The organism is Comamonas sp. E6 (assembly GCF_001010305.1).
In the GTDB taxonomy this organism is placed as follows: Bacteria; Pseudomonadota; Gammaproteobacteria; order Burkholderiales; family Burkholderiaceae_C; genus Comamonas; species Comamonas thiooxydans.
Map to the genome: position 1 here is coordinate 1 of NZ_BBXH01000004.1, position 24,883 is coordinate 24,883.

21 protein-coding genes, 1 tRNA gene, 2 pseudogenes and 2 riboswitches are annotated in these 24,883 nt (G+C 60.6%); of the genes and pseudogenes, 11 read left to right on the plus strand and 13 right to left on the minus strand.

What is annotated here, in order from left to right; genetic code table 11:
• Window positions 1-36 precede the first annotated feature (36 nt).
• Window positions 37-112: transfer RNA gene (locus CSE6_RS00935), tRNA-Asn, on the minus strand.
• A 180-nt stretch (window positions 113-292) separates the two neighbouring features.
• On the opposite strand from CSE6_RS00935, the gene def reads away from it, so the two are divergent.
• The gene (gene def / locus CSE6_RS00940) at window positions 293-832 is read left to right on the plus strand and encodes a peptide deformylase (RefSeq protein WP_034358695.1); all 540 of its coding nucleotides are present in this window, start codon (window positions 293-295) and stop codon (window positions 830-832) included.
• A gap of 531 nt (window positions 833-1,363) precedes the next feature.
• Complete coding sequence (locus CSE6_RS00945) at window positions 1,364-2,854, plus strand: nucleobase:cation symporter-2 family protein (RefSeq protein WP_003069706.1); 1,491 nt, start codon at window positions 1,364-1,366, stop codon at window positions 2,852-2,854.
• Between the two features lie 136 nt (window positions 2,855-2,990).
• Here the strand turns inward: CSE6_RS00945 and CSE6_RS00950 are convergent, their stop codons facing one another.
• The 7 genes from CSE6_RS00950 to CSE6_RS00980 form a co-directional block, all read right to left on the minus strand.
• Window positions 2,991-4,058: an NAD(P)/FAD-dependent oxidoreductase gene (locus tag CSE6_RS00950; protein ID WP_045840602.1), complete on the minus strand. Its 1,068-nt coding sequence runs from the start codon at window positions 4,056-4,058 to the stop codon at window positions 2,991-2,993.
• Window positions 4,059-4,094: 36 nt separating this feature from the next.
• Window positions 4,095-4,424, minus strand: coding sequence for a ferredoxin FdxA (fdxA, locus tag CSE6_RS00955; protein ID WP_003053491.1), 330 nt, complete (start codon window positions 4,422-4,424; stop codon window positions 4,095-4,097).
• A 145-nt stretch (window positions 4,425-4,569) separates the two neighbouring features.
• Window positions 4,570-5,943: a sulfate adenylyltransferase subunit 1 gene (locus CSE6_RS00960; protein ID WP_034379301.1), complete on the minus strand. Its 1,374-nt coding sequence runs from the start codon at window positions 5,941-5,943 to the stop codon at window positions 4,570-4,572.
• A 133-nt stretch (window positions 5,944-6,076) separates the two neighbouring features.
• The gene (cysD, locus tag CSE6_RS00965; protein WP_003080167.1) at window positions 6,077-7,009 is read right to left on the minus strand and encodes a sulfate adenylyltransferase subunit CysD; all 933 of its coding nucleotides are present in this window, start codon (window positions 7,007-7,009) and stop codon (window positions 6,077-6,079) included.
• Window positions 7,010-7,197: 188 nt separating this feature from the next.
• Window positions 7,198-7,845, minus strand: a complete 648-nt coding sequence (locus tag CSE6_RS00970) for a phosphoadenosine phosphosulfate reductase family protein (RefSeq protein WP_059439704.1) — start codon at window positions 7,843-7,845, stop codon at window positions 7,198-7,200.
• Window positions 7,842-8,228, minus strand: coding sequence for a DUF934 domain-containing protein (locus tag CSE6_RS00975; RefSeq protein WP_059439705.1), 387 nt, complete (start codon window positions 8,226-8,228; stop codon window positions 7,842-7,844). Before CSE6_RS00975 ends, CSE6_RS00970 begins: the two co-directional genes overlap by 4 nt.
• A 24-nt stretch (window positions 8,229-8,252) precedes the next feature.
• A complete protein-coding gene (locus CSE6_RS00980; RefSeq protein WP_034396172.1) occupies window positions 8,253-10,037 on the minus strand; it encodes a nitrite/sulfite reductase in 1,785 nt (594 codons plus the stop codon).
• A gap of 284 nt (window positions 10,038-10,321) precedes the next feature.
• On the opposite strand from CSE6_RS00980, the gene CSE6_RS00985 reads away from it, so the two are divergent.
• The gene (locus tag CSE6_RS00985; RefSeq protein ID WP_034358682.1) at window positions 10,322-11,641 is read left to right on the plus strand and encodes a hemolysin family protein; all 1,320 of its coding nucleotides are present in this window, start codon (window positions 10,322-10,324) and stop codon (window positions 11,639-11,641) included.
• A gap of 76 nt (window positions 11,642-11,717) precedes the next feature.
• Here the strand turns inward: CSE6_RS00985 and mnmC are convergent, their stop codons facing one another.
• The 4 genes and pseudogenes from mnmC to CSE6_RS01005 form a co-directional block, all read right to left on the minus strand.
• Complete coding sequence (mnmC, locus tag CSE6_RS00990; protein ID WP_083994661.1) at window positions 11,718-13,664, minus strand: FAD-dependent 5-carboxymethylaminomethyl-2-thiouridine(34) oxidoreductase MnmC; 1,947 nt, start codon at window positions 13,662-13,664, stop codon at window positions 11,718-11,720.
• 141 nt (window positions 13,665-13,805) lie between these two features.
• Window positions 13,806-14,471, minus strand: coding sequence for a trimeric intracellular cation channel family protein (locus CSE6_RS00995; protein WP_003069687.1), 666 nt, complete (start codon window positions 14,469-14,471; stop codon window positions 13,806-13,808).
• Between the two features lie 52 nt (window positions 14,472-14,523).
• Window positions 14,524-14,642, minus strand: a riboswitch (glycine riboswitch).
• Window positions 14,643-14,655: 13 nt separating this feature from the next.
• Window positions 14,656-14,748: riboswitch (glycine riboswitch) on the minus strand.
• Between the two features lie 227 nt (window positions 14,749-14,975).
• Window positions 14,976-15,832: pseudogene (locus CSE6_RS01000) on the minus strand (IS5 family transposase).
• Window positions 15,833-15,843: 11 nt separating this feature from the next.
• Window positions 15,844-16,017: pseudogene (locus CSE6_RS01005) on the minus strand (transposase); the annotation flags it as partial.
• A 305-nt stretch (window positions 16,018-16,322) separates the two neighbouring features.
• On the opposite strand from CSE6_RS01005, the gene CSE6_RS01010 reads away from it, so the two are divergent.
• From CSE6_RS01010 to CSE6_RS01035, 6 genes are read left to right on the plus strand one after another with little or no spacing between them, the layout of a single operon-like run.
• Window positions 16,323-17,657 (plus strand): MFS transporter, encoded by a 1,335-nt coding sequence (locus CSE6_RS01010; RefSeq protein WP_034358677.1) that lies wholly within the window; start codon window positions 16,323-16,325, stop codon window positions 17,655-17,657.
• Between the two features lie 45 nt (window positions 17,658-17,702).
• Window positions 17,703-18,743: an aromatic ring-hydroxylating dioxygenase subunit alpha gene (locus CSE6_RS01015; RefSeq protein ID WP_034396166.1), complete on the plus strand. Its 1,041-nt coding sequence runs from the start codon at window positions 17,703-17,705 to the stop codon at window positions 18,741-18,743.
• Entirely contained in the window at window positions 18,740-19,711 is a 972-nt protein-coding gene (locus CSE6_RS01020; RefSeq protein ID WP_059439707.1) for a PDR/VanB family oxidoreductase, read from the plus strand. Before CSE6_RS01015 ends, CSE6_RS01020 begins: the two co-directional genes overlap by 4 nt.
• A 20-nt stretch (window positions 19,712-19,731) precedes the next feature.
• Window positions 19,732-20,130 carry a protocatechuate 4,5-dioxygenase subunit alpha gene (gene ligA, locus CSE6_RS01025; protein WP_034358671.1) on the plus strand — a complete coding sequence of 133 codons (399 nt, stop codon included), beginning with the start codon at window positions 19,732-19,734 and terminating at the stop codon, window positions 20,128-20,130.
• Window positions 20,130-21,002: a class III extradiol dioxygenase subunit beta gene (locus tag CSE6_RS01030; protein ID WP_059439708.1), complete on the plus strand. Its 873-nt coding sequence runs from the start codon at window positions 20,130-20,132 to the stop codon at window positions 21,000-21,002. The genes ligA and CSE6_RS01030 overlap by 1 nt, the downstream gene beginning before the upstream one ends.
• Window positions 20,999-21,709, plus strand: coding sequence for an alpha/beta fold hydrolase (locus CSE6_RS01035; protein WP_034389995.1), 711 nt, complete (start codon window positions 20,999-21,001; stop codon window positions 21,707-21,709). The genes CSE6_RS01030 and CSE6_RS01035 overlap by 4 nt, the downstream gene beginning before the upstream one ends.
• A gap of 10 nt (window positions 21,710-21,719) precedes the next feature.
• Here the strand turns inward: CSE6_RS01035 and CSE6_RS01040 are convergent, their stop codons facing one another.
• Window positions 21,720-23,000 carry a LysR family transcriptional regulator gene (locus CSE6_RS01040; RefSeq protein WP_034356393.1) on the minus strand — a complete coding sequence of 427 codons (1,281 nt, stop codon included), beginning with the start codon at window positions 22,998-23,000 and terminating at the stop codon, window positions 21,720-21,722.
• Window positions 23,001-23,165: 165 nt separating this feature from the next.
• Between CSE6_RS01040 and CSE6_RS01045 the strand changes: the two genes are divergently transcribed.
• Together CSE6_RS01045 and CSE6_RS01050 are read left to right on the plus strand one after the other, a co-directional pair.
• Window positions 23,166-23,615 (plus strand): nuclear transport factor 2 family protein, encoded by a 450-nt coding sequence (locus tag CSE6_RS01045; RefSeq protein ID WP_034389997.1) that lies wholly within the window; start codon window positions 23,166-23,168, stop codon window positions 23,613-23,615.
• 108 nt (window positions 23,616-23,723) lie between these two features.
• Window positions 23,724-24,857 carry a porin gene (locus tag CSE6_RS01050; protein WP_059439709.1) on the plus strand — a complete coding sequence of 378 codons (1,134 nt, stop codon included), beginning with the start codon at window positions 23,724-23,726 and terminating at the stop codon, window positions 24,855-24,857.
• Window positions 24,858-24,883 lie beyond the last annotated feature (26 nt).

Below are 24,883 nucleotides of genomic sequence, written 5' to 3' on the forward strand. Positions count from 1 at the left end.
CGTGATGCTTTGATATCCGCAAAGCATCGAAATTCTTGGCTCCTCAACCTGGGCTCGAACCAGGGACCTACGGATTAACAGTCCGGCGCTCTACCGACTGAGCTATTGAGGAAGAAGACCTAGATTATAGGGTGTAAAAATGAGCTCGCAGGAAGTTCATCACAATTTCATTAAATTCTCTGTGCCTGATACCTGAACAGGCCGCATCGTTCACGTGGATTGGCGGCGGCGCTATGCTTTTGATGATTGAACAGTGCGGTGGCCCGGTGGTTGCTGCACGCCGTATTGATATATGACTGTACGTACCATTTTGAAGATGGGTGATCCCCGTCTGCTGAGGCTTGCCAAGCCGGTGACTGAATTTGATACGGATGCGCTGCATCTGCTTCTTAAGGATTTGCTGGACACCATGCATGCTGCCAACGGTGCCGGCTTGGCGGCGCCGCAGATCGGCGAGGATTTGCAGATGGTGGTGTTTGGCTCGGGTGAGCCCAATCCCCGTTATCCGGATGCCCCCATAGTGCCCCGTACCGTGCTGATCAATCCAGTCATCACACCCATCGGTGAAGAGGAGCAGCTGGATTGGGAAGGCTGTCTGTCTGTTCCAGGTCTGCGAGCCATGGTGCCACGCTGGAACAAGGTGCGCTACACCGGCTTTGATATCTACGGCGACCCGATTGACCGCACGGTGGAGGGCTTTCACGCGCGCGTGGTCCAGCATGAGTGCGACCACCTCTGGGGCAAGCTCTATCCGATGAGGGTGCGCGATTTCAGCCGTTTCGGTTTTACCGATGTGCTGTTTCCCGGCATCGCTCAGGCCGAGGAAGACTGAGCGGCGCACTGACAAGCGCTCCAGATCTCTCTTTTCTCTTCTCTGCCGGATGCAAGACACAACTGGGAATGTGTCTTGCATCCTTTTGTTCTTTATAGAGGGCATGAATGCCTTGCTGGGCATGATCTGCGTCAATTTCCAGTGCCCGATCGCAGCCAATGAGTGTGCTTTTTTGCTTTGGAAAGGTTCTGGTCAGCACTTTGTATACAAAACTGTAGACAATTTTGGTGTCCTGGCAACGTACAGTCTCGACTCATGCCCTTCTGGGTATGGCTTTGATTGCGTAATGGAATAGTCCGTCCGGCGGATGTCCTGCAATCAAGGGAGATTGAAAGACTGACTTGGGTGAATGAAAGAGTGGTTTGCTCTTTTCTATAGGTCGGATCGCTCTCGAAGAAGAGCGACTGGCTGCAGCACAAGGCCTCGCCGGGGTGATCGGAAAAGATCGCTGCCGAAAGAGATGCTGCAAGTCGACCGGACAGAGCGAAAGGCCTCTAGAGCCTTGGTGAGTAGGTAATTTAGGAGACAAAGATGAACGATCAGACCGGAGCATCCAGGGATGCGGCCGTCAAGCGCCCCGAAGATGAGAATCTTGGCGTCACAGCCAACCTCATGTATGGCTTGCAACATGTGTTGACCATGTACGGCGGCATCGTGGCGGTGCCTCTGATCGTCGCTGAAGCGGCTGGCATGTCCGCTGCCGATGCCGGTCTGCTGGTGACCGCCTGCCTGTTCATGGGTGGTGTGGCAACCTTGCTGCAGACCCTGGGCATCCCTTTCTTCGGCTGCCGTCTGCCTCTGGTTCAAGGTGTTTCATTCGCAGGCGTGGCCACCATGGTCAGCATTCTGCACACCGGGGGCGGCATGCAGGGCGTGCTGGGAGCTGTCATGTACGCCTCGGTACTGGGCCTGATCATTGCGCCGGTTTTTTCGCGCATCACCAAGTTCTTTCCGCCGCTGGTCAATGGCTGCGTGATCACGGTGATCGGCATGTCGCTGATGCCTGTGGCTGCGCATTGGGCCATGGGCGGCAATGCCAAGTCTGCTGATTACGGCAGCATGGGCAATATCGGTCTGGCCGGTCTGTCGCTGTTCATGGTGCTGCTGTTCAGCAAGCTGGGCAATGCCATGCTGTCGCGCCTGTCGATTCTGGTGGCGATCGTGGTGGGTACCATCACGGCCGTCTTCATTGGCAAGGCCGATTTCTCGCAGGTGTTCAACGGCCCCATTTTTGCGGTGCCTACGCCTTTGCACTTCGGCTGGCCCACTTTCGACATGGCGGCCACCATCTCCATGTTCATCGTGATTCTGGTGATCCTGGTGGAAACCTCGGCCGACGTGCTGGCCGTGGGCGAAATCGTGGACAGCCCCGTGGACGGTCGCCGTCTGGGTGATGGTCTGCGCGCCGACATGCTCTCCAGCATCGTGGCCCCCATCTTCGGCGGCTTCACGCAAAGCGCTTTTGCACAGAACGTGGGCCTGGTGGCTGTGACCGGAATCAAGAGCCGCTTCGTGGTGGCTTTCTCCGGCCTGATCCTGATCGTGTTTGGTGTGTTGCCGGTGATGGGCCGCATCGTGGCCTGCGTGCCTCCCTCCGTGCTGGGCGGTGCCGGTCTGGTGCTGTTCGGTACCGTGGCTGCCAGCGGCATCCGTACCCTGGCCAAGGTGGAATACAACAACAATATGAATCTGATCATTGTTGCCACCTCGGTGAGCGCGGGCCTGCTGCCGGTGGTGGCTCCCAAGTTCTATGACCAGTTCCCTGCATGGTTTGCCACGATCTTCCACTCGGGCATCAGCGCAACGGCCCTGGTTGCCGTGACCCTGAACCTGCTCTACAACCACTTCAAACAAGGCAATTCCGATCAGCCTTCTGTCTTTGAAGCCGGCTATGGCCGCGCCCTGAGCCAGCATGTGCTGGAAGCCCTGGCCGATGGGGACCGCGTCGAAGGTGGCAAGGTCTACGACAAGGAAGGCAAGGAAGTGCCCATCATTCCGGTCAAGCCGGCACATGGCCATTGAGCCGAGATCAAAGTGCGCGCGGTGGGGTCTGACCCCGTCGTGATTTACACCGCTATCCCGAGGGATAGCGGTTTTTTTATGCCAGCCTCAGAAGCTGCGGACTCCAAGGAGTCCGAGGCAGGACACTGGCGGCTTTTCAGTGGGACACGCCCAAGATGGCATGCAGGCGAGCGCTGGTCGTCGTGTATTCCAGCAAAGGCTTGCTGCCTTGCAGGTATTCGGCTGCCGCGAACGCGGCCATGGTGGCCTCGTGGAAGGCGCAAAGGATCAGCCGTTTCTTGCCGCTGTAGCTGACGATGTCGCCAATGGCATAAATCCCCGGGGCGCTGGTGGCAAGCGTTGCCGGATCCACGGCCAGTTGCTTGCGCTCCAGTGCCAGTCCCCAGTCCGTCAAAGGGCCTAGCTTGGGTGAAATGCCCTGGTAGACCAGCAACTGTTCGACAGGCTGCAGATGTTCATTGCCCTCACCGTCCATCCATTGCACGGACTCCAGTAGGCCATCGCCGTGCCGCACCTCGGTGATCTGGCCGATCATCACTTCGACAGCGCCAGACTCGCGCAACTGCTGCAGCCGGGTCAGTTGCGCTGGCTCGGCATTGAAGCTGTCACGGCGGTGCATGAGAACGGTTCTGGCCGCGCTTGAACTGCAGTCAATGGCTGCTGCTACGGCTTCCTCATCGCCGCCATAGACCAGCGCCTGGCGGCCTGCAGTCATATCCAGCTGCTGCGGGTGATAGTGCAGCTGACCCGTGCCGAGCTCATCCACTCCTGGCGCCTTGAGGGCCTTGGGCACGAACGCGCCGACGCCTGCGGCGATGAAGACGGTACGGGTGTGGAACATTGCGCCTGCCGTGGTTCCGACCTGCCAGCGTCCGTCGTCGAGGGCTTGCAGGGTCTGTACTTGCTGGGACAGATGGCGGGTCACCTGCATGGGCGCGATCTGCTTTTCCAGCAGTTGCACCAGCTCCAGGCCCGTGCAGACGGGAATGCCGGGAATGTCGTAGATGGGCTTGTGCGCGTAGAGCTGGCTGCACTGGCCGCCCACATGGGGCAGGGCATCGATCAAATGGGCTTGAATGCCCTGCAGGCCAAGCTGGAAGGCCTGAAACAAACCCGCCGGACCTGCGCCAATGATGATGGCGTCGGTTTCCACGGCGGGTTGTAGCGAGAGGGAAGCGTTGGTCGTTGCGTTGGACAGGCTCATGCAGGCAAGCGTAGCGCAGTCCGCGCCCTGACCGGCTTAGCGCTCCAGCAAATCCACTTTGTTCGGCTTGCCATTCCACTCGTCGGCGTCGGGCAGCGAAGCCTTGCGCTTGGTGATGCTCTTCCAGCTCTTGAGCTGGGACAGATCCACGTTCAGCTTGATGAAGGCCAGTTGATCTGCAGGCACATCTTCTTCGGCAAAGATGGCATTGGCCGGGCACTCGGGAATGCAGACGGCACAGTCGATGCACTCATCGGGATCGATCACCAGAAAGTTGGGGCCTTCACGGAAGCAGTCCACGGGGCAAACGTCCACGCAATCGGTGTACTTGCACTTGATGCAGTTTTCGGTAACGACGTGAGTCATTGAGAATCTTCTTCTTGGGTGGGGATTGGTAAAACCCCGTGATTTTAGGTTTTTTCCCGCGCAGCGCCAGTGCCTGGCTGGATAAGGCCGTATGGAGATCTGGTTTGGCGGCCAGATCGCGGTTGCGGCCCTGTCTTCATTGGCTTCAGTTCACCAGCGCAGCACCGGCCGTTGCATTGCTGGCGGTGTCCACCAGAATCAGCGAGCCCAGCTGGCGGGCTTGGGTGAAAGGTGCGGCCGGAATGGCTTCTTGCAGCACCAGCTCCACCTGGCCGATGGCATTGGCCTCGAGCTGCTGCGCGTCTTCCTTGTCCAGTGTATTGATATTGAGGCGGTGCACCAAGCGGCGTGCCTTGGCCTTGACCCAGCGATGGCCATGCAGCGCCCAGTAAACGCGACCAGGCACCAGGGGTTCGGTGTCCATCCAGGCCACGGTGGCGGTGATCTCGCGGCTGCTGGGCCAGGGGCTTGCGGCAGCAGGAGCATCAAAATCATCCTCGGCAACTTCGGCTTGCACGGGAGCGGCAATGATCCAGTCGCCGCGCGAGACATCGACCTCGCGGTCCAGCGTGATGCCGGCGGACAGGCCGGCAGCCACTTCCTTGGGCGCGCGGGCGTGGTCTATGACCTGGGCCACGGTCGCGAGCTGGCCGCTGGGCAGAATCTGCACCTGGGCACCGACCCGGGCCACGCCCGTGGCGACACGGCCCCAGAACACGCGGCGGCCCTGGCTGGTGTCGGACGAAGAAGAGAATTTCTCCACCCACTGCACGGGGAAGGCCAGCGCCAGATCGCTGTCGGTGGGCGTGTTGGGCAGTTGTTCCAGCAGTTGCAGCAGGCTGGGGCCGTGGTAGCCGGCCCAGCCGTCGGTGCTGTTGACCACGTTGTAGCCCTTGAGCGCGGACACGGGCACGGTGGCCGTGATCTTGATGTCTGCGGAGGCTGTGAACTTCTGCAGCGCGGCGCTGATATGGGCAAAGGCCAGGGCCGGGTCCTGCACGGCGTCGAGCTTGTTGACGGCAAACACCAGCGAATTCACGCGCAGCAGATGGGCCAGCAGGCTGTGGCGGCGGGTCTGGGGCAGGAGCTCCAGATCGGCATTCTTCCAGTCCAGCTTGGTGGCATCGACCAGCACCACGGCGGCATCGGCGCTCGATGCTGCCGTCACCATATTGCGTGTGTACTGCTCGTGACCGGGAGCGTCGCCAATGATGAACTTGCGCGACTCGGTGGCGAAGTAGCGGTAGGCCACATCGATCGTGATGCCTTGCTCGCGCTCGGCGGCCAGGCCGTCGGTCAGCAGTGCCAGATCCGTTTCGCCGGACTTGGTGACGCCGGCCAGCTGATCCTGCAGCACGGCGCGGGTGTCCACCAGCAGGCGACCGATCAGCGTGCTCTTGCCGTCATCGACCGAGCCGCAGGTGATAAAGCGCAGCGCGCTGCTGTTATGTGCATCAAATTGGCCTGAAGCGCTTGATGGGTTTGCGCTAGCGGCTACGGAATTAATAGTCTCAGTCATCGCATTCTTTCTAAAAACCGACATGTCCCAACTCAGAGACACCGAGGAAGCGCCGCCGCGCACCGAGGGTGTCGTCCCCTTCCGGAGCGAAGCTCGAGAGAAGGGGAAGGCGCGTAGCGCCTCAGGGGATGCCTTAGAAGTACCCGTCTTTCTTGCGCTTTTCCATGGACGCTTCGCTGGTCTTGTCGTCCATGCGCGTCGCACCCCGTTCGCTGACCTCGGCAGCCAGGGTTTCGATCACGATGTCCTCGGCCGTTGCTGCCGTGCTTTCCACGGGGCAGGTGCAGGTGATGTCGCCCACGGTACGGAAGCGCACATCGCGCTGCACGACTTCCTCGCCGTCACGCGGCGGGGTCAGTTCGGTCACGGGCACCAGCAGGCCCTTGCGTTCCACCACATCGCGCTTGTGGGTGTAGTAGATCGATGGCAGGGCGATGTTTTCACGGGCGATGTACTGCCACACGTCCAGCTCGGTCCAGTTGCTGATGGGGAAGACGCGGAAATGCTCGCCCTGTGCAATGCGGGTGTTGAACAGCGTCCACAGTTCGGGGCGCTGGGCCTTGGGCTGCCACTGGCCGAAGCTGTCGCGGTGGCTGAAGATGCGCTCCTTGGCGCGGGCCTTTTCCTCGTCGCGGCGCGCGCCGCCGATCAGGGCGTCGAAGCGGAACTCGTCAATCGCCTCCAGCAGCGTCACCGACTGGTGCACATTGCGCGATTCGCCGGGGTGTGCCAGACGCACGGTGCCGCGTGCCATGGAGTCTTCCACGCTGCGCACGATCAGCTCGGCGCCCAGTTCCTTGGCTCGCTGGTCGCGGAAATCGGTCACTTCGGGGAAGTTGTGGCCGGTGTCGATCATCAGCAAGGGATAGGGAATGCGGCCTGCGCCGAAGGCCTTTTCGGCGCAGCGCAGCATGACCAGCGAATCCTTGCCGCCCGAAAACAGCAGGGTGGGGCGTTCAAAGGTGGCGGCCACTTCGCGCAGGATGAAAATGGTTTCTTCTTCCAGTGCATCCAGGTGGCGGTTGCTGAGATGGCTCAACACGGAAGTATCCACACGAGCGTTCATTTTTTATCCAATCAAATAATGCTGTAGCGCCTATGGATATTTGGCTAGCAGCTATCTTTTTATTAAGCAAGACCTAAAAGCTGGCGCAACCTGAACAAGAGGCTTGCGAGCAAGGGCCGCCCTGCCGCGATGCTGTCGTCCCCCTTCCGCACGGCGAGAAAGGGGGAGCCGCAAAGCGGCTCAAGGGGTTAGTGAGATATATGCAGGCCGCATTCGCGGTTGTCTTCACCCTTGGTCGGGTCCACATAGTCAAAGTTGTTGGGCAGGCCGTGCTTTTCGCAGTATTCGTACAGCTCCTTGGACGACCAGTGCAGCAGCGGCGCAACCTTGATCAGTCCGTCGGGATTGATGCTGACGGGCTCCATCTGTGCTCGCACGGCGGTGTCGGTGGCGCGCAGGGCGGTGAACCAGACCTTGGGTGCGGTTTCGCGCAGGGCGCGGGCAAAGGGCTCCAGCTTCACTTCTTCTGTGAAGGCCGCATGGCGCGGATCGTCCAGCGCCGGCGTGGCTCCTTCCACGGCTTCGCGGTGGGCACGTGAGCGCAGCGGCAGGTAGATCTTGAGGTTGAGCCCAAGCTGCTTGGTCACCGCATCGGCAAACCGATAGGTGGCTTCGGTGTTGTAGCCGTTGTCCATCCAGACCACAGGCACTTCGGGGTTGGCGCGCGTGACCATGTGCAGGATCACCGCCTCGAAGGGGCGGAAGTTGGTGGTGACTATGGTGGGCTGATCCAGGCCCACGGCCCAGTTCACCAGCGCCTGGGCGTCGCGGCCCAGTTCGGCATTGATTTGTGCCAGATCCAGGTCGAGGGTGCTTACGGGGGCGAGCTGGCTCATGCTTGCACCTCTACGAAATGGGGTTGTGTGTGCACGGCATCGGCTTGGTAAAAACCGCCAAAGCGCTCGAACTGGCGCTGGGCATCGGCGGCGTCCACGCCTTCGCGCAGCACGGCGCTGCTGAAGCCCGTGCGCTCCATCTGAACCAGCTGGTCGATCAGCACATCGCCGGTGGCACGGATGTCGCCTGCAAACTTCAGACGGCGTCGCAGCAGATAGGCCTGGCTGAAGGCACGGCCATCGGTAAAGTTGGGGAAATACAGATCCACCTGTGCGATGCCGTCCAGATTCACCTCGAGGGCGTTCACATCGTTGGCCAGCACCAGCACATTGCCGGAGCTTTCGGTGGGGGCCTGGTATTCGTTGCTTGCCAGAATTTTCATGACTCTATCCTTGTTCTTATGGCTTCAGGCCAGCGCTTCTTCTTCGGCTTCCACAGGGTGGCGGGCTGCCTTGCCGGCCTCCTTGAAGGGATCCAGGCCGATGCGGCGCACGGCGTCGATGAAGTGCTCGCCGGGCTGGCGCAGGTCGCGATAGGTGCTCAGCACGGCTTCGATCACATCGGGCACTTCGGCTGCGCTGAACGAGGGGCCGATGACCTTGCCGGCCACGGCCTGGCCGGACAGGGTCGAGCCGTCGGAGCCGCCCAGCGTGACCTGATACCACTCCTTGCCGTCCTTATCCACGCCCAGAATGCCGATATGGCCGCTGTGGTGGTGGCCGCAGCTGTTGATGCAACCGCTGATATGCAGATCGATTTCGCCGATGTCGTCCAGTTCGTCCAGATCCTGGTAGCGGGCCGTGATGGCGTCGGCAATCGGCAGGCTGCGGGCATTGGCCAGCGCGCAGAAGTCGCCGCCGGGGCAGGCGATCATGTCGGTGAGCAGCGCCACATTGGTGCTGGCCAGACCCAGGGCCTTGGCCTCGGTCCACAGTGCATGCAGCTGGCCGACCTGCACCCAGGGCAGCATCACGTTCTGGTCGTGCGTCACGCGGGCTTCGCCGGCAGAGAACTTGTCCACCAGATGAGCCAGTGCGTCGAGCTGTTCGCTTTGCGCATCGCCGGGGGCTTGGCCGACACGCTTGAAGGACAGAGTCACGGCGCGCAAACCGGCCACGCGGTGGGCGTGGACGTTGCGGGCAATCCAGCGTGCAAAAGCGGGTTCCTTGGCGGTCTGGGCAATCAGGGCCTGCTCATCGCCTGCGGCATCGGCCACCACGGGCAGAGCGGGCGTGGTGAACATGGCGGCCACGCGATCGAACTCGGCCTGGGGCACGGTGTGAGGGCCACCGTCCACTTCGACGATCTGGCGGAATTCCTCTTCCACGGCGTCGATATAGGCCTGGCCTTCGGCCTTGACCAGTATCTTGATACGGGCCTTGTACTTGTTGTCGCGGCGGCCCAGCTCGTTGTAGACGCGGACGATGGCCTCGATGTAATTCATGATCTGGTTCCAGGGCAGGAACTCGCGGATCACGGTGCCGATCACGGGCGTGCGGCCCATGCCGCCGCCCACGAAGACCTTGAAGCCGATCTCGCCGGCTTCGTTCTTGACCATGTGCAGGCCCACGTCATGCCAGCCCGTGGCGGCGCGGTCCTCGCTGGCGCCGGTGATGGCGATCTTGAACTTGCGTGGCAGAAACGCGAACTCGGGGTGCAGCGTGGTCCACTGACGCAGGATTTCTGCGTAGGGGCGGGGGTCGATGATCTCGTCGGGTGCGATACCGGCCAGCGCATCGGTGGTGGTGTTGCGGATGCAGTTGCCGCTGGTCTGGATGCCGTGCAGGTTCACGGAGGCCAGCAGATCCATCACGTCGGCGGACTTGCTCAGAGGAATCCAGTTGAACTGCACATTGGTGCGGGTGGTGAAGTGGGCGCAGTTCTTGGGCAGATAGGTCGTGCCCAGCTTGCCCTGGCCTTCCAGAGCTTGTTTGAAGACTTCGGCCTCGGGCTCGTCGTACTCACGGGCCACCTTGGCCAGCACGCGGATCTGGGCCGAGTTGATTTCGCCGTAGGGCACGGCCACGCGCAGCATGGGGGCGTAGCGCTGCACATACCAGCCGTTTTGCAGACGCAGCGGGCGGAAGTCGTCTTCCGTGAGCTTGCCTGCCTGCCAGCGTTGGAGCTGGTCACGGAACTGGTCGGCGCGTTGCTTGACGAACGCTTTGTCGAAATCGGTGTATTGATACATGTCTTCAGTTCTTCCGTGGAGCGGATGCCTTGCCTCGGGTGGCATTGCACTTTGATCGTTGGTCAGAACTGTAGAGAGGCTTTATATAAAAACAAACGATTATTTAGTGCTTCATATATATCTGAATGAATATGTGAAGGGCTGCCAGAACGCTCGTACGGAGCACCTGAACCAATTTCCTTTCTGCGCGCTTGCATTTTGTGAGCGCCCCTGTGCCGGGCATTCTCTAGAATCAAGGCTTGTTCAATGATTGAGGCGCCTGGATTGAAAGCGGGTGCCTGACTATGGAAATAGCCATACTTTTCGCTCTCATCTGTCTGAACGGCGTCTTCGCCATGTCGGAAATTGCGCTGGTCACCGCCCGCAAAACCCGCATGCAGAAACTGGTGGATGAGGGCGACAGCGGCGCGGCAGCTGCTATTAAATTGGGTGAGGACCCGACGCGTTTCCTCTCCACCATCCAGATCGGTATCACCTCCATCGGCGTGCTCAACGGCATCGTCGGCGAGGCGGCTCTGGCCGGCCCGCTGGAGAACTGGCTGATCACCCTGGGCATGACCCAGAAATATGCCGACTACCTCTCCACCGGCCTGGTGGTGGTGCTGATCACCTACTTCTCCATCGTCGTGGGCGAGCTGGTTCCCAAGCGCCTGGGCCAGACCCATCCCGAGGCCCTGGCGCGCCTGATCTCGCGTCCCATCAACTTTCTGGCCCTGGCCACCAAACCCTTTGTCTGGTTGCTGTCGGCATCGACGCGCGGCCTGCTAAAGGTCCTGGGCGTCAAGGAAAGCAATGGCAGCGTGGTGACCGAAGAGGAAATCCAGGCCATTTTGGTGGAAGGCCACACGGCCGGCGTGATCGAGTCGCAGGAGCACACCATGGTGCGCAATGTGTTCCGTCTGGACGATCGCCAGATCGGCTCGCTGATGGTGCCGCGCAGCGATGTCATCTGTCTCGATATCGACGAGAGCCTGGAAGAGACCCTGGCCCGTGTCGAACAGGCCGACCACGCGCGCTTCCCGGTCGTGCGTGGCGATATGAACAATATCGTGGGCGTGCTCAATGCCCGCCAGTGGCTGACGCAGGCCGTGCGCAACAAGGGCAAGCAGGCGCTCAAGGACCAGCCTCTGCAGGCTGCCCTCTATGTACCCGAGACCATTACCGGTATGGAGTTGCTGGACAACTTCCGTACCTCCGATCTGCATATGGCCTTTGTGATCGACGAGTACGGCGAGGTGCAGGGCATTGTCACGCTGCAGGACCTGATCGAGGCGATTACCGGCGAATTCCAGCCGCGTGATCCCGAAACCAGCTGGGCCGTGCAGCGCGAAGACGGCAGTTGGCTGCTGGACGGCCATATTCCCGTGCCCGAACTCAAGGACCGCCTGAGCCTGCATACCGTGCCCGAGGAAGAGCGCGGCCGCTATCACACCTTGAGCGGCATGATCATGCTGCTGCTGGGCCGCGTGCCTACCGAAGCCGACGTGGTGGAGTGGGAAGACTGGCGCTTTGAAGTCGTGGACATGGACGGCAAGACGCTGGACAAGGTGCTGGCGACCAAACTGGAGCCCCTGGTCACCGTGGCATCGTTAAGCAGCGAATAAACCCGGCTTCGGAATCAGGCCTGAAACGGCACACAGCGCTTCTCCGTAAGCGCTGTGTGCTTTTTTTGCGAGTGGCTTACCTGGGATGTTGCAGGGCGCGGCTCCACAGGCGCTGCGTACCCAGGGCCTGAGCCAGCCTGGCATCCAGCGGCAGCGGCTCTCCATGCAGGCGTGCCGCCAGCAGTTCGCCGCAAAGCATGGACAGCGTCAGCCCGCGTGAGCCTAGCCCCGTCAGCACCCACAGGCCCGGTAGATCGGTGGCTGACTGCCCGGCGGGACCTGCCAGCGGCAGACGGTCATAGGCCGCGCAACGCAGGCGCGCCCAGGTGGCGGGCCGCTGGTCCGCATCGAAGAAGGAGCTCAGCGTCTGCCTGCACCCGGGCAGCAAAGCGCCCAGTTTTTCGCCATTGCTGGCATGGGCGGCCTGCTGGTCGGCAGCGGTGGGCGGCAGCTCGGTCACATCGCGCTCGAAGGTCGATCCCATGATCCACTGGTGTGCGCCGGCCTGGTTGGCCGAGGGAAAGTCCGGCACCAGGTTGCCATGACCGTTGACGGGGAAGGGCGGCATGGCCGCCAGCGTCCCGGCATCATGCTCGGCCACGCTGACCTGGCCGCGTATGGCTTGCAGCTCCCACTCCCCTGCTGCCAGGCCGCTGGCTTGCAACAAGGGCTTGGTGTCCGGGCCCAGGGCCAGCACCAGCATGGGGGCTTGGGCCAGGGTCTGGCCCCGGGCATCCAGCACTTGCCAGATGTTGCGCACTTCATCGTGCACCAGCCGTGAAGCTCGGGCATGGCCCTGCCAATGAATCCCGGGGGCTTGCAGCAGCGCGCGCACCAGTTGTGCGGGGCGTACCCAGCCAGCCTGCTCATGCCAGACGGCGTGGCTGTCTGCAGGCAGCTTTGCCGCAGCCAGCTGAGCCGGCAGCGCAGGCGTACTCCAGTGCTGACCCCAGGGGAATGTCTCGCTGCCGGGTTGCAGCCATGACCTGGGCAGATGAGAGGGCTCGTTCAGGTCATGCTCCAGCACGCCGCCATGGGCCCAGTCCTGGGCTGGATGCAACTTTTGCGCTTGGCTCAGTTGCTGCAGATTTTGTAGCGTTGTGCGTACGCCGCTTCTGGACAGGTGCGACAGAACACTGTCATCGGGCGAAATATGCGGGCAAAACAAGCCGGCTGGCAGGCCTGAAGCTCCTGCCGCAGGCTCGGCCGCCGCATCCAGCACCGTCACTTCCCAGCCGCGTCTTGCCAGGCTGGCGGCAGCGGCGGCACCAGCCAGGCCAGCACCCAGCACCAGGCAGCGGCCGGCCTGGCCCACGGGCGCAGGCAGGCCGTCAGGGCGATGGCGCGGCTCCCAGGCCGGGTTGTAGGCTGCATGCAGGTTATGGCGCTTGGGCGGCACGCCAACGCGCTTCTTGACGTCAAAACCCTGAGCCTTGAGCGCTTGGCGCACATGGCCGGCCACGCACCAAGTGGCAAGCTGCGTGCCACGGCGGCAATGGCGGGCGATGTTCTTCATGGCATCTTCATCCCACATCTCGGGGTTGAGTTGAGGAGAGAAGCCATCCAGATATACGCTGTCAGCCGTCATCTGCTGCTTGCGCAGCATGGTCCTGGCATCGCCTATATGGAGCGTCAGCAGCACCTGGCCGTCATCAAAGGAAAGGCGATGCACGCCGGGCAGCAGTCCCCACCATTGCTCGGCCAGTTGTTCGCCAAGCGGGCGCAGTTCCCCATCGGCCGGTAAAAACGCGAGCAGATCCTCGCGCGAGACAGGGTAGGCCTCCACCGAGACAAAATGCAGAATGCGCGGGCGTCTGGGGTCGGCTTTCCATGCCGCCCAGGTGACCAGGAAATTCAGACCGAAGCCAAAGCCGGTTTCCAGAATGCGCCACTGCGCTGCATCGGCCCAGGCAGCTGGAAGATCGCAGCCACCGAGAAAAACCTGGCGGGCCTGGTCAAGGCCGCCCAGCTCGCTGTGATAGCGATCACCAAATCGGGTGTTGTAGGGGGTGCCATCCGGCATCCATGTGATCGGTTCAGACATGGAAAGTGAAACTACATGGGTAATGCATGGCGCAGTCTAGGTCAGAGCAGCCAAGCAAGGGCCGCCCCGCAGCGATGGCTGCGTCCCCCTCCTGCGTAGCAAGAGAGGGGGGAGTCTCTATCACTCCCAGCGCTGCTGGTACGAAAAAACCGGCAGGCGCCATTTGAAACGAATGGCGGCCAGACGGAAGGCCAGACCGCCGGCAAAACACACGATGGTGCTGATATTGGGGCTGACATCCAGATAGCGCAGGCCCAGGAACATCAGGCATACGGACAGCGACACGCTGGCATACAGCTCGCGGCGGAACACCACGGGGACCTGGTTGCAGAGCACATCGCGCAAGATGCCGCCGCTGATGCCGGTAATCATGCCGGCCATGATGATGACGATGGTTGGGTAGCCCAGCTCCAGCGCGGTATTGCAGCCGATCAGCGAAAAGGCGATCAGTCCCATGGCGTCCAGCAGCAAAAACACCTGCTTGAGCCTGTGCATATGGCGTGCAATCACGGTGGTCAGCAGACCGAAGCTGATGACCAGATACACATATTCAGGGTGCTGGGTCCAGCCGATGGGGTAGTGGCCCAGTACCATGTCGCGGATGGTGCCGCCTCCCAGGGCAGTGACAAAGGCGATGACGACGACGCCGAAGATATCCATATTGCGCCGGCCTGCGGCGAGTGCGCCGGACATGGCTTCGGCGGTAATGGCCACCAGATAGATGACCAGCATGACGGTGAAGTTGGAGGCCTGGAACGAGTCCAGCAAAGAGACGGAAGGAAGCATGAAGGCACTTGAAAATAGACCAGCCACTCACATCGGCGGGAATGTCCGGCTTGCCTCTCCCGCTGTCCTTTTACCTGAGAGTTGCGCATGAGCACCTTCGCGGTGGACATGCTTGCCCCTTCGGTGAGCCCTGCAGCTTGTGGTTGCGGGCTGCTCTCCAGTTGGCGATATCCGGGTCCTGTCAGACCCACCTGCGGTACTTATTGCCTGAGCGATTATGGGAGTTTGCGCCTTCGGCGGGAACCCTCGAAAGGCTCCGCTCTCCCGCAGGATGGGCGCGATTCTAGCTAGTTTCAGCGACTTTATTCGGGTTAATACCTGTATTGGTGTGTTTCTGCGGCTGCCAGCTCGGGGTGCGGAAGGGCGGTCTGAATCCGCCATGGCTCGCGCAAGCCCGCGTTTTCGTCCGTGAAGCCGCCCGCCATAAAAACTCATATGCGCGATATCGAAAGGGCGTTGTTGCATATATCACCCCCAGGCCAGATTTCCCAACCCCAGGTGTGGCTAGGCCACAGCCACCGTCTGCGGGCAGACCGGTTCAGTAAACCGATTGAGGATGGAGGCTCGAATGTGCAGTTCGTTAACTTGGCGCTCGAACGTGCGTGACATTGCTCGTTCAACCAGGCGTTTGATGCAGTTCATCTTGGTCTTTACCGGGCTGCGCCGGTGGTAACCGCTCCAGCGTTTCCAGATACTTCACCCCAATCGTCTGCATGCGGCGATAGCTGCGTTGCGGTGCGCAAAGCCATCGCCTTTGCGCACCTTGGCATTCTTTCTTGGGGGGAATGATGGGCGTGGCATTGCGCTGAATGACCGCCGCATGCACGGACTGCGTGTCATAAGCCCCATCGCCTGTCACTGTCAGCAGCGGCTCCTCGGCAGGAACTTGCTCCGCAACTGCGGCAACACTGCAGCGTTTGCGCATCAATACCGATGTGCAGCTTGCGCCATTGGCGGCGATGCTTTTTGCACTTCCACTCGCCTTCGCCAAGGAACTTGATGCCTGTGGAGTCAACCAGTCGGTGCAGGCCGGCTGCGCTAGAGCGGTATGCCACTTGCACATCCAGACGGCGTTGGCGGCGACACAATGTACTGAAGTCGGGAATTGGCCACAGCAATCCAGACAGCGCCAGTAGTGACTGAACAAAGCCTGTGGTCTGCCGCAAGACTAATCCAAAGAGGTTCTTGATGGTCAGGCAGAACTGAATCGCTGCATCCGAGAACTGCGGGCTGTGCCCGCGTTTGCCGCTGTCAGCGGCAAGCCAAGACATGGTCTTGTCCAGCCAGATGGTCAAGGAGCCGCGAGCCTTGAGTGCTGCGTTGTACTGCTTCCAGTTGGTGGTGTGAGCGGCAGCACTCATTAGGGCGTTGGTGTCGGAGGCCCTTCATGCTCAAGCTTTCGCGAGGTAAAGAGCAAGCTTGCCGATACACCTTCTTGGTGAGCCACGAGTGACACGCTCATCCCAGGCTCATAGGTTTGACGAACCAGGTCCGCTTTCTCGGTGGCAGACCTACGCCTGCGGCGCTGTTCCCAGGGTCTTGGTATGCCTACGCCCCATGTTTATGTGAAAGACAAGCAATGGACCATGCCCGGGGATTCATTAGGCTGTCCCACTATCTCTCGTCAGATCTTCTGCGTTGGCGAGAAAAGTCATCATTAAAACGCATAGCTTGCCGCAATGTGTGCATTGGCGTTGACAGACTCTGATAGAGATACTTTTCAGTCGAGCCTCACCACGCTGTTTTAGCAAGTTAGACAGTGGCGCTCTAACTAGAAAGCTGGTTACTGCGGCGTGACGGCTGCAGACATAACGAAGCTCCGGAGACAACCTGTTCCTGATAAGGACCTGTATGAAAGACATTCGCAAGACCATGGACGAAGGTGCCATGACCTCGTTTCAATGGCTGGCCGTAAGCATCTGCATTTTGCTCATCATGCTTGATGGCTTCGATGTGCTCGTGATGGCTTTTACTGCATCATCAGTTGCGGCTGAATGGAAGCTCAATGGCGCTCAGCTGGGCGTGTTGTTCAGTGCCGGGCTGATTGGTATGGCCATTGGCTCGCTGTTTGTCGCCCCCGTGGCCGATAGACGCGGTCGGCAGCCTGTCATTGTGCTGTGCCTCGTCGTGGTTTCGGCTGGAATGCTGATGTCAGCCATGGCCCGAAGCTATATCGAGCTGGCTGCCCTGCGGGCCATCACCGGCGTCGGCATCGGCGGCATGCTGGCAAGCGTGGGGGTCATCACTTCCGAGTTCTCGTCCCAAAAGTGGCGCAGCACTGCGATCGCGTTGCAAGCCACCGGCTATCCGATCGGTGCCACTCTGGGTGGACTCATGGCCGCTTGGCTGCTGACACATTACGGCTGGCGCTCGGTCTTTGTTTTTGGCGGCCTGACGACAGCCTTGATGTTGCCCATCGTGCTGTGGCGTCTGCCCGAATCCGTGGATTTCCTGCTGGGCCGCCGTCCGGTTCACGCGCTCGAGAAGCTCAATCGTTTGATGGTGCTCATGGGCCATGCACCGCTCGCGCAGCTGCCTGCTCCGGTGGCCGGCGATGCCGTTCAAGGCAATACGGTGGCGGCGCTGTTCAAGAATGGTTTGGCACGTCCTACCCTGATGCTGTGGGCAGGCTTTTTCCTGCTCATGTTCAGTGTCTATTTCTCGCTGAGCTGGACACCCAAATTGCTGGTGCAAGCCGGTTTGTCGGCCCAGCAGGGCGTGACGGGCGGAGTGCTGCTGAACCTGGGGGGCATTGCTGGCGGTAGCTTGTTCGGTCTGCTGGCTGTGAGGGCGAAGTTGCGCAATCTGGCGATTGGCAGCCTGTTGCTCAATGCGCTGTTTACCGCATTGTTCGGCCTTGCTTCGACCAGCCTGGCGTGGGCATTTGTTGCTGCAGTCGGTGTAGGTATTTTTCTGTTTGCATCCATGGCTGGTCTCTATGGCCTGGTGCCTGCCACCTATCCCGCCCAGGTCCGCGCTACCGGCATGGGGTGGGCCATCGGTATTGGCCGCATTGGCGCCATCGTGGCGCCAACCATGGCGGGACTGCTGCTGGATGGCGGCTGGCAGCCTGCTTCGCTCTACTACGTCTTCGCTGTCCCCCTGATTGTCGCTGCGATGGCCGTTTTCGCCACAGGCGCGGGCCGAGTCGCGGTTCTTCGGGGTTCGGTGGCTGCGGCGCACTGACTTTCAAAGCACGTATTTCCCCACTCTATTGATAACGACCCCGTTATGTTTTTGTTGAACACTTGGTATGTCGCCTGCAAGGCTGATGAAATCCCTCAAGACAAGCCTTTGGGCCGCACCATTTGCAATGAGCGCATTGCTTTTTACCGTGGCCCGCAGGGAATTGCTGCGGTGGAGGACTTTTGTCCTCACCGCGGTGCACCGCTATCGCTGGGCTTTGTCTGCGAGGGAAAGCTGATCTGTGGCTACCACGGCCTGGAGATGGGTTGCGAGGGAAAAACGATTGCCATGCCAGGCCAGCGCGTGCGGGGATTTCCAGAGATCCGCAGCTTTCCAGTCGTGGAGCGGTATGGCTTTGTCTGGGTCTGGCCAGGCCGCAAGGAGGAGGCCGACCCCGGGCTGATTCCAGAGCTTTACTGGGCGGACAATCCGCAATGGGCCTATGGCGGCGGCTACTACCACATCAAGGCCAGTCATTTGCTCATGATCGATAACCTGATGGATCTGACGCACGAAACTTATGTGCATGCCAGCTCGATTGGACAAAAGGAAATCGACGAGACGCCTTGCGTGACCAAGGTGGATGGCGACCATGTCACCACCAGCCGCTTCATGGAAGGCTTGCCTGAGGCTCCGCCATTTTGGCGCATGGCTTTGCGCGGCAATGGACTGCCCGATGACCAGCCCGTGGATCGTTGGCAGATCTGTCATTTCGAGCCACCCAGCCACGTGATGATCGAGGTGGGCGTGGCTCTGGCCGGGCATGGCGGTCATGGTGCGCCAGCAGACAAAAAGGTTTCGTCCATCGTTGTGGACTTCATTACCCCGGAAACCGAAACCACGCATCATTATTTCTGGGGTATGGCGCGCCAGTTCAAGCCACAGGATGCGGCTTTGACGGCCTCTATTCGCGAGGGGCAGGGCAAGGTCTTCAGCGAGGACACGGAGGTGCTGGAGCTGCAGCAGGAAAACCTGATTCGCTGGCCTGACCGTAAGCTGCTGATGCTCAACATCGATGCAGGTGGTGTCCAGTCACGCCGTGTCATCGAGCGCTTGCTGACGCGTGAGCGCGCGGAGGCTGTATGACTGCTGGCAGCTTTTTGCAAGTTCGAGTCGCTCGGCGAACGCAGGAGGCACAGGACATCTGTGGCCTTGAGCTGGTGGCTATCGATGGCGGTACCTTGCCATCTTTTGCGGCTGGCTCACATATAGACGTACACCTTCCCGGTGGAATCGTTCGTCAATATTCGCTGTGCAACGATCCTTCGGAAGCGCATCGTTACCAGATCGCCGTGTTGCGCGATCCAGCCTCACGTGGAGGCTCATCGGCTGTGCACGAAGTTGTGGCCGAAGGCGACGTGCTGCAGATCAGCGCGCCTAGAAATCATTTCGCGCTGGAACCTGATGCGCCGCACCACTTGCTCTTGGCCGGGGGCATAGGCGTGACGCCCATCCTGTGCATGGCGGAGCGGCTTTCGGTACTTGGTGCCTCCTTTCGCATGCACTACGCAGGTCGTTCCAGGCAGCGCATGGCTTTTCAGCAGCGTATTGTGGACTCTGCCTTCGCTGACCAGGTGCAACTGTACTTTGACGAGGGCGATGCTTCCCAGCGCCTGAACATAGAAGCCGTGCTTGCCGATGCCTTGCCGGACACGCATCTCTATGTTTGCGGTCCCCAGGGGTTTATCGACGCAGTGCTGGACGCTGCGCGCCAGCAGCGCTGGAGCGAAAAGCGATTGCATTGGGAGTTTTTTGCGGCAGCCAATGTTGGCCCTCGCGGCGAGGACACTGCTTTCGAAGTGCAACTCGCAAGTTCGGGGCGTGTCGTGTCTGTCGCGGTAGGTCAGAGCGTGACACAGGCTTTGCAGGACGTTGGTGTGGAGATCATGGTTTCCTGTGAGCAGGGGGTTTGCGGCACTTGCCTGACGCGCGTTCTATCAGGACAAATTGATCACCGTGATTCTTATCTGACCGCTGAGGAGCAAGCCGCTGACGATCAGTTCACTCCTTGCTGCTCACGGGCCCGCTGTGAACGGCTGGTACTGGATCTTTGAATCTGCAGAAATTGATATCTATGGCTTTGAACAAACCTTATCTTGATGTGCCTGGCACCACGGTGTTTGACGCAGAGCAGTCCCGTAGGGGCTATTGGCTCAACCAGTTCTGCATGAGCCTGATGAAGGCGGAGAACCGCGAGCGCTTTCGCGCCAACGAGCGAGCCTATCTCGACGAGTGGTCGATGACCGAGGAGCAGAAGCAGGCCGTGCTGGCGCGCGATCTCAATCGCTGCATAGACCTGGGCGGGAACATTTACTTTCTCGTAAAGATAGGCGCCACTGACGGCATCAGCGTACAGAACATGGTGTCGACCATGACGGGCATGAGCGAAGAAGATTACCGCCAGATGATGCTTGCAGGCGGGCGCGGCATAGAGGGCAACAGATTCCTGAATGAAACAGGGAGGCAAGCCTGATGGCACGCATCACCGCATCCATTTTCACCTCGCATGTGCCTGCCATCGGCGCCGCCATGGACATGGGCAAGACCCAGGAAGCCTATTGGGCGCCCCTGTTCAAGGGCTATGACTTCTCGCGCCAGTGGATGAAGGACAACAAGCCCGATGTGATCTTCCTGGTCTACAACGACCACGCCACGGCCTTCAGCCTGGACTGCATTCCAACCTTCGCCATCGGCACGGCTGCGGAATTCCAGCCCGCCGACGAAGGCTGGGGCCCGCGCCTCGTGCCCAAGGTGGTCGGCCATCCCGACCTGGCCAGCCACATTGCCCAGTCCGTGATCCAGCAGGACTTCGACCTGACCATCGTCAACAAGATGGACGTGGACCACGGCCTCACGGTGCCTCTGTCGCTGATGTGCGGCGAGCAGGACCCCAAGACCGGCTCCTGGCCCTGCCCGGTGATCCCCTTCGCCGTGAACGTGGTGCAGTATCCCGTGCCCACCGGCCAGCGCTGCTTCAACCTGGGCCGCGCCATCCGCAAGGCCGTGGAGAGCTACGACCAGGACATCAACGTCCATATCTGGGGCACGGGCGGCATGAGCCACCAGCTGCAGGGTGCGCGCGCGGGCCTGATCAACAAGGAATGGGACAACCAGTTCCTGGATCTGCTGATCGAGAACCCCCACGGTCTGGCGCAGATGCCGCATATCGACTACGTGCGCGAAGCCGGCTCGGAAGGCATCGAGCTGGTGATGTGGCTGATTGCGCGCGGCGCCATGTCCGATGTGGGCGGCCCCGCACCGCTGCCCAAGGTGGCGCACCGCTTCTACCATGTGCCTGCATCGAACACGGCCGTCGGCCATCTGATTCTGGAGAGCGCTGCATGAGCAAACCCTGCATCGTATTTTTGCCCGGCTTGCTTTGTGACGAAGTGGTTTGGCAGGAGCAGAGAAAGGCGCTTTCCTTTGCCGACAGCATCAGCCCTTCCTATGGCCATGCTGCTTCCATTGAGGAAATGGCGCGCCTGGTGCTGAGCGAGGTAGGCGCAGAGCGCTTTTCCTTGGCCGGACATTCGATGGGGGGGCGCGTGGCACTGGAAATCGCCAGGATGGCTCCGCAGCGTGTGGAGCGTCTGGCTTTGCTGGACACCGGCATGGAGCCCATCGCGGCTGGCGAGGCTGGTGCCAGCGAGCGTGCCAAACGAAAGGCGTTGCTGGACAAGGCGCTCGAGAACGGCATGCGGGAGATGGGGGGCCAATGGGCACGAGGCATGGTTCACCCCGGCCGTCTTGACACTCCGCTGTTCGAAGAAGTCCTGGACATGGTGGCGCGCTTCACCCCGTCCATCTTTGCTGCACAGATCGATGCTCTGCTGGGTCGGCCCGATGCAACAGCGGTCCTGCAGGCGCTGAACTGTCCGACCTTGCTGGTCTGTGGGCGGCAGGACCTCTGGAGTCCTTTGTCCCGGCACGAACGCATGCAGCAGCTATGCCCAGGAGCAGAGCTGGTCGTGATCGAGGATAGTGGTCACATGAGCACCATGGAGCAGCCTGAGCAAGTGTCCAAAGCCCTGGCCGACTGGATGCTCCGCTAGCGGGAAGCAATTAGGCGGGCAGGTCCGCCATGGTCTGGTGGCAGGCCCGAATGAACAGATCTAGATTCTGTGAGGCGGTTCCCTGCGCACGTATCGCCAGGCCTATGCCTCGACGCGTAGAGGGCAGCTCCACGGGCAAGATGGACAGTAGGCCGCCATGATTGTCCCGCATGGCCTGTCCACGCGAGGCCAGGGCCAGCCTGCCGGTCTGCAGCACGAAGGCCAGCGTCATGGTCGGGCTGCTCGCTCGCAGATTGCTGCGCGGCGGCTCCAGTCCGTGCGAGCGGAACAGCCTGACCATTGCGCTATCTGCCGGTGTGTTGGGCAATGGCGTGACCCATTGCCATTGCAGCAGATCCTCAAGCGTCAGATGCTCACGCTGCAGGCTGTCGTGATCGCTGGGGGCGACGACAACCAGGTCGTCGTCGAACAGCTCAAGCTGCTGAACCTCATCCTCTGGCACTTGTGCGCGCAGCGCGCCGGCAATGACATCAATATCTGCACTCATAAGGCCTTGCATCAGGCTTTCGTAGGTGCCGTCCACAATGCTGATCTCAATGTCGGGGTGGCTTGAAGAGAGTCTGTCCACGGCAGCGGGCAAGAAAATACCCACGGACAGCGGCAATACTCCAACTACCACACGCCCTTTGATCTGGCCATGCCAGGCCGAGATATCGCTTTCCATATCCCTGATTTCCGCCAAGGCCAGCTTGACACGCCGCAGCAGAGCTTCTCCCGACGGTGTGAGCCGAGTTCCGAAGGTGAGTTTGTAAAACAGCTGCAGGCCAAGGCTGGCCTCCAGCCCTTGCAGCGCGGCATGAATGGACGGCTGCGTGACGCCAATCTTCTGGGCAGCCTGCGACTCGCTGCCGCAGTGAGCGATAGCGAGCAAGGCTCGCAAATGTCCGGGTGGCACCACTTCTGCGAAGCGGTGAGGCAATGAAGAACGCCGCGCCGTGAGGGCGGATGCTGCCTGAGCTTCGGCGGCTCCGCTGCCAAGATGCTGGAGCATTGTCTCGATACGTGCAGCCATCTGGTTTCCCAGCGCGGTCGGCATCATGCCGCGTGCACCGCGAATGAAAAGCGGAAGCCTGCAGGCCTCCTCAAGCTGCAGCACTGACCTTGCAACAGCTGGTTGGGATAGGTGCATCGCCTGCGCTGCGCGAATGGTGCTGCCTTGACGCACGACAGTCAGTGCGGCTCGCAGGGATCGCAACTGGCTGGCCAAATCCGGAAAATGCGATGACTCATGCGTAATGACGCTAGGCGGGTATAGAGATGGAAGGTTCATGGCCCGCCTAGATTAGCGTAACGACAGTCCTTGGTGTCATTGGCTCATAAGTAAAACGCATTGATTGAATGGATGGTGGCATTGGCTCTAATTGCTGGCTCGTGGAATCCTTGGGTACCAAATAAAAACGGCATAACTTAGACGGCCGATCCGAGGAGACAAGTGATGAACAACGACCTGCAGCAGTTGAACCGACAGGCTTGCATTGACCTGGTTTTACGTGCAGCGGCCTATGCCGACGCTGGAGATGCCCTGCGCTTCTCACAGCTGTTTGCCGAAGAAGCCGTGTTGCAGCGCCCCCGTGGTGAGCCACTGCATGGACGTACTGCCATCGCTGCTGCCTATCAGCAGCGCCCAAGCGGCCGCATGACACGACATTTGCTCACCAATATCCTGGTCGAAATGCATGGAGCAGACACCGCAAGCGCGCATAGTCAGGTGCTGCTTTGGTCTTGCGACGACTCGGAGCCAGTGACAGAACATGGTCGTAAGGCGCATGAGCGACAACTTCTGGGTGAGTTCAACGACCACTTTTGCCGCACTGCCGACGGCCATTGGTTGATTGCCCGGCGCGAGGCACGCTTTGTCATGTTCTGTGGAAGTCCCGCCGCCTGAGCCGGGCGGGCTTCTCCCATTTCCCAAACGTCTGTATCTAGCCCCCTCAAACGGGTGTGACGTTGCGGCGTGCTGATTTTTATTACTACATCAACAGGAGACAAAAAAATGGACCGTCATTTCAGCCCAGTGTTGTTAGCGTCGCTATCGTTGGCTGCAGCCATGGGGGCGCAGGCACAGACCGGTTCTTCGGTCACGCTATATGGGCACCTGGATACCGGAATTGAGCACCTGAGCAATGTGCAGGGCGGAGGCTCGTTGACGAGAATGCCTGGGTTGACCGGTACGGCGCCCTCGCGCTGGGGCGTTCGCGGCAAGGAGGATCTGGGCGGTGGCCTGAATGCCGAATTTGCACTGGAGTCGGGATTTGGCGTGGATTCCGGAACCCTCAATCAGGGTGGTCGTGGCTTCGGGCGTCAAGCCTGGGTCGGCTTGAGTGGAGGCTGGGGGAGTGCCTCGGTGGGACGGAACTACACCATGCTGTACTGGGCGCTGTTCGATGCTGATCTGCTGGGGCCCAATGCCTTCGGACTCAGCAGCCTGGACAGCTACATTCCCAATACACGCACCGACAATTCGCTGGCCTACCGCGGCCGTTTTGGAGCTTGGAGTTTGGGGGGCTCCTATAGTTTCGGACGTGATACGGTCAATGCCGGTCCCAGTCCATCAGGGGCCAATTGCGCAGGGGAATCGAGCACGGACAGGCAAGCTTGCCGCCAGTGGTCTGCCATGCTCAAGTACGACACAGCTCCTTGGGGAGCTGCGCTAGCTGTTGACGAGATGCGCGGCGGTGCAGGCGCTTTTGCGGGGCTGGTGCGTTCGGATATGAAGGACCGCCGCATCATGGTCAATGGCTATGCCTCGCTGACTCCTTCGTTCAAATTGGGGGCTGGTGTGATCCGCCGTGACAACGACGCGGCTGCGGCAGCATCGCTCACCAATGGCGTCACTCGACGTAGCCACCTGGCCTGGGTGGGACTTTCCTGGAGTCCGTCTACAGCCGTTACCGTTGACGGGCAAATACAGCAGCTGCGCTATTCGCAGGGCGGCGATCATTCGACTCTGGCTGCACTGCGCGGCACCTACAAGTTCTCCAAGCGAACGGCTGCGTATGCCCAGGTCGCACACATAAACAATGGAAAACGTTTGGCTATTTCCGTCAGTTCGGCTGCTGTGGGAGGCAACCCGCTCGCGGGAGATTCTCAAACTGGTGTGATGCTGGGTTTGAAGCATTCGTTCTAAGTCTCGGGCCGAACAGGACACACACC